This window comes from uncultured Fibrobacter sp. (assembly GCF_937877005.1).
Classification (GTDB): domain Bacteria; phylum Fibrobacterota; class Fibrobacteria; order Fibrobacterales; family Fibrobacteraceae; genus Fibrobacter.
Genome location: NZ_CALEFV010000251.1, coordinates 1 through 4,588, shown reverse-complemented (window position 1 = coordinate 4,588; position 4,588 = coordinate 1). Strand labels below are relative to the sequence as shown.

General features: G+C 52.0%; 4 protein-coding genes. 2 read left to right on the top strand and 2 right to left on the bottom strand.

Annotated elements, in window-relative coordinates:
• Together Q0628_RS11065 and Q0628_RS11060 are read right to left on the bottom strand one after the other, a co-directional pair.
• Nucleotides 1-395 (bottom strand): inorganic diphosphatase (locus tag Q0628_RS11065; protein WP_298770995.1); only part of this gene is annotated, 395 nt, incomplete at its 3' end.
• A gap of 104 nt (nucleotides 396-499) precedes the next feature.
• Entirely contained in the window at nucleotides 500-1,795 is a 1,296-nt protein-coding gene (locus Q0628_RS11060) for a BamA/TamA family outer membrane protein (RefSeq protein ID WP_298770993.1), read from the bottom strand.
• A gap of 92 nt (nucleotides 1,796-1,887) precedes the next feature.
• Here Q0628_RS11060 and Q0628_RS11055 point away from each other — a divergent pair, with 92 nt between their 5' ends.
• Entirely contained in the window at nucleotides 1,888-2,352 is a 465-nt protein-coding gene (locus tag Q0628_RS11055) for a hypothetical protein (protein ID WP_298770991.1), read from the top strand.
• Nucleotides 2,353-2,372: 20 nt separating this feature from the next.
• On the top strand, nucleotides 2,373-4,588 hold a 2,216-nt coding region (locus tag Q0628_RS11050; protein ID WP_298770989.1), incomplete at its 3' end, for an ATP-dependent helicase C-terminal domain-containing protein.

Here is a 4,588-nt window from a genome sequence, read left to right as displayed (position 1 = left end):
GTAATGCGGAGGAACATCTGGTCCACGTCGCCAATGTCCTTGATCGGACGCGGGTTGAACACGGGAACCCCGAGAACCTTATAGTCCTTCTTGCCACCGTCCGTCATGTCAAGCGCACCAATCACGCGACAGGTGCAAACTGTTCCCGTCATCATGGAGGCGGGGCTGTAAATCAGCATGTCGAGAGCATCACCGTCATCAGCCTTGGTGCTCGGGATAAATCCGTAGGTACAGGGATAGCTCATGGAGCTGAGCAGGCAACGGTCCAGGCGGAACACGTGCAGACGTTCGTCATATTCGTACTTGAGGTTCGTGTCCTTACCAATTTCCACGACGCAGTCCACTTCGAACGGATACTTGCGACCAATCGGGAGATCCAGATAGTTAATTGACATTTATACTCCAAAGGCCCACTTTGAGCCCATATTATCTTTTTAATACAAATATAAGTCCTAATTTAGCATTTATCAAAAATTTGTAAAGGGTTGTTTACTTAAAACTACCTGCTGCGCCAACGAGATGTCGAAACCTTCTCGATTATTCCGAAAAAATACTTGGGTTCCCCCCTGTCGGGGCTATAGCCCACCTCGAAACGCAAACGATCCACGGCGGGAACCACCAGATGAACGCCGCCGTAAACGGCTCCTTCGTAATTTTCCCAACCGGGGCAGCCAGAATTCCACAACAGGCTTCCGTCAAAGCCAGCCACCAGCTGCAGGCCATAGAAGAAATTCACGCCTGCAATACTTGCGGCCTGACGGTCCATCAGAACAAAGCGTTCTTCCAAGTTAAGCAAAGCCTCGTGCACCCCCAAACGAACTCCATCTGCATAACGGCCCCGATAGCTATTCACCCCACCATGCGAAAAATAATCGTAGAATTCTACATCGCCAGGGCGGTAGCGCACCAGCGCCGTAGCCCCCGTCACAAAGCGACTTACCGTATAATAGGCTCGGGCATCCGTCAGGAGTTCCCAGAAGTTTTCGCCTCCCATCCCCTTGCAGCTAGAGCCAGTTTCAACAAGGCAGTCGGAATCGCTATCGTCACCTTCGCCTACGTGAGTAAGCATGTATTCAAAATAGACTCCCCTACGAGTATCCAACTTAGAGTCGCGATAATCAAAGGCAAATCCCATCCCCAGTTCTGGCAAGAAGGCCGCATCTTGCAGATCGCGGCCAGTCACAGTCCACAAAAGTGAAAGGTGCGGCAAAATCTTGTAGTCCAAATCAAGGTCCACCAAGATGCTCTTTTCATCAAAATCGTGGACTTCGTCGTAACTGTCAGTCACGAGGAACTCAAAATTCCAGCCGAGCGGGAGCCCGAACAAATAAGGCGAACTGATATAAACCGCATATTCGTTCTTGTCGAAAAGCGGATCCAAGGCCGTACGGTACTGGATTTCGGCGCGAATATCTTCGCCAAGTACATTCAAGTTCGCAAGCGCAACGCCAAGCATCAGGCCGTCGCGGTCAGTCGTTTTACCTGCCGGGGCGGGAATCCAGCGGAAAATTTCCACGAACGAGTATGTCAGGGTTCCGCCATCACACCTAGCCGAGACACTCGTAAACAAGTCCAAATCATGCAGGCGACGTTTTTCAAGATCGAACTTTTCAACAGAGAACGGCTCGTCCACATGGTTCAACAGTTCTCGTTCCACCACGCGAGGTTTCGTATGCTCAAGCCCCTCAAACTGGATAGACGAAATAACTGTGCCTTCGGGACAAGCACCAATGTCAGCAAAAGCAAATCCCGAGAAAAAAGCTATTACGGCAGATGTAAAAAAATGTCTTTTCAAACGACTTATCACAAACACGAATATAGAAAAAGCTTGCCTCCTTAAATTTTTTTCTATATTTGCGAGCGTAAAACTGAACCCCCGAGGTTTTTATGCTAGATTTTCTTGCCAACTATTGGCCATGGCTTATTGCCCTGATTGTTATCGTCCTCACAATCTTCGCCATCCGCGGAGTCCGCAAAGCCCTCAAGGAAGGCGGAGGCGCATTCAGTCTTGAAACCATCAAGAAGAACACCGAGCCCAACTTTGCCGCTCTCAAGCAAAAATCCCAAGCCCTGCTAGCCGATGCCGACATGCTCTGCGAAGTCAAGGACGGTAGCAATCTCGTCGTTCCGAAGAAGGAAGACCTCAAGTTTTTCCGCCGCGCCGTGTCGCAAAAGTACAAACTAGCGATGTTCCTCGTGCCAGGCACCAACAAGGTCGCTTACTTCTTCTGCAAGACCGAACAGGGTCTCCGTCGCCGCATAGACAACCTGGTTATCAACCAGAAATTTCGCGAAGGCAAGAAGCCTTACAACGACGTGACCACCGGTGAAAGGCTGAAATTTCCTCGCTAGTTTTTAGTCTTTAGCCTTTAGTGAATTATAACGACTTAGCTCTCGCCGAAGAAGAAGGCAGGCTCGAAGCGGCTCTTGCGGAGTCGCGTCATTTGCTTATTGAGGCACCAACAGGTTCTGGTAAATCGCTCTTTATTCCCTGGTTCCTAAGCAAGCATTGCAAAGGCCGCGTGGTCGTACTGCAACCTCGCCGCATTGCAGCACTCGCACTTGCGCAGTTTTCGGCAAAACTCCACGGAGAATCCTGCGGCAAGACCGTCGGCTACCAGTTCAGGCAAGACAGTTGCAAAAGCGCCGAGACACGCATCCTTTTTCAGACCTACGGAAACTTTCTGCAGGAACTGCTGCACGGCAAGCTGGATGCCGACTGGATCGTGTTCGACGAATACCACGAACGCAAAGCTGACATGGACTTGCTGTTTGCGTATTTTAGACGAGAGAATGTCATCTTGAGCGAAGTCGAAGGATCTAAAAGTCCGCGTATCGCCGTAATGTCGGCGGCTTTGAACCGTTCCGAACTCGAAACGGTTCTCGGCGTCAAATGCTTAAGTCTCGGCCACCCGCTCTACCCCGTCCAGATTATCAACCAGACGCCTGCCACGGGGACATCGCTTGTTTCGGGCGTTGGGCTTGACGCCGAAGTGGTGCGGGCGCTCCGCACGCTCTACCGCAACAACATCTGGCAAACCACACTGGTATTCTTACCAGGTAAAGCCGAAATCGCCCGCTGTCACACCGCCGCCGCCGAAGCATTAGGCAACAACTGCGCCGAATTTCTGGAACTCTACGGCGGACAGGACCGCGAAACACAAGACCGCATTTTTGAAGTCACTGAGCACCCCCGCGTCATCTTCACGACAAACATCGCCGAAACGTCTATCACCGTGCCGAACGTGACGGGCGTTGTCGATAGCGGCATTGAACGCGTGAGCCTGTATGACGACAGCGAAAAAGTGAACGTGCTGCGCACGCTTCCGATTTCGATGCAGAATGCCATTCAGCGCAGCGGCCGTAGCGGCCGTACGCAAAACGGTTGCGCCATTCGCCTCTGGAGCGAAGAATCCGAAAAGCGCATGCCTCAAGGAATTGTCCCCGAAGTTCTGCAAATCGAGCCCTCGGAATTGTTGTTGCAGAAAGCGGCTCTTGAATTCGGAGTTCGGAATTCGGAATTCAGAATGGATTGCCACGCCTCTAACGAGGCTCGCAATGACGTAAAAGGCGAGTGCAGCGAGACCGCTTGCGGGCTCATTGCCGAGCCGCATTGTCATGGCGCAACGCGCAATGACGAAAACGGCTATTCCACTCACGTCATTGCGAGGAGTGCAACGACGAAGCAATCCACAGAAGCATTCACCTGCAAGCAATTGTTCAAGGCCTTCCCCGACAGGCTCGCCACACCCAGCGGTAACGCCTACAAACTCGCCAACCAGAACGTTATTCGCCTGCAAGTTGCAGAACCACCTTACGCGATTCTTGCACTCAGCATGCTCCGCACCGGCACCACCAAGTCGGAACTTAAGGTGAATCTTTACGCCCCCATATCGCAAGACATGCTCAGTGGCAACAAAGCCAAGACCCGCTACGAGCTCTTGTGGCGCAGCGGACAAGAAAGATTCATCGGTGTCGAAATCAGCGAATCCGAAAACGCCGACGGCTCCGTCACCGAGCTTTCCCGCAAAGAAATCCTCACGCAAGAGGCATCGCCCAAGGTTCTCGAAGAACTCAAGAAGCTTACCGTTGACGCCTGGCACGAAAAAATTGAGAAGGAAAACTGGAGCGGAAAGTTCCTGACCGAAGCCGTGCAAACGCTGCTCATCAAGATGCGCCTTGCCGCCAAACTTTACCCGGAATACGGTCTCCCCGAATTCAACGAAGAAGACATGGAACTCATCTTCGACGAATTCGCAAGCGGCAAGTTCCTGCTCCGCGACATTAATGAAGACCGTTACAGGAGCATTGTCGAAGAATACTTTGGCAAGTCCATGCTGCAATGGCTAGGCAAGACATTCCCCGACCATTACACGCTTCCGAACGGCAAGCGCGCCCGTTACAGCTACCAGGAAGTCGCCACAAGCGACGACGGAAAATCCGTGCAAAGCATCGAAGGCGTTCTCGTCGAAATTTCGGCACGCATCGAAGACTTCATGCAACTCCGCGGCGAGCACAAAATCGCCGACGGCAAATTAAAAGTCCGGTACGACATTCTGGCACCGAACTTCCGCACGATTCAAAAGAC